Consider the following 382-nt stretch of genomic DNA (forward strand, 5'->3'; position numbering starts at 1 on the left):
GCAGGCCAGTTACGATTTGGCGTGGCGAGTGCTGCGGCCCAAGTACATCTTCAACGGTTACGGCCCGACCGAAACCGTGGTCACCCCTTTGATCTGGAAGGCCCGTGCCGGCGATCCGTGCGATGCGGCCTATGCGCCTATCGGCAATATCGTCGGCAATCGCAGCGCCTATGTGGCCGATGCCAACCTCAACCTGTTACCGGTTGGCGTGGCCGGCGAGTTGTACCTGGGCGGCCTGGGCGTAGCCCGGGGTTACCTGGATCGACCTGGGCTGACAGCGGAACGCTTTATCCCTGACCCCTACAGCACCACCGGTGCCCGGCTGTACCGCAGCGGTGACCTGACCCGCTATCGCACCGATGGCTTGGTGGAGTACGTAGGC

General features: G+C 63.9%; 1 protein-coding gene. It reads left to right on the top strand.

Going from position 1 to position 382, the window contains the following annotated elements; translation table 11 throughout:
• Nucleotides 1-382: AMP-binding protein (locus FW796_RS31895; protein ID WP_446440712.1), on the top strand; the 382-nt coding region annotated here is incomplete at both ends.

It is taken from the genome of Pseudomonas sp. 910_21, assembly GCF_052850735.1.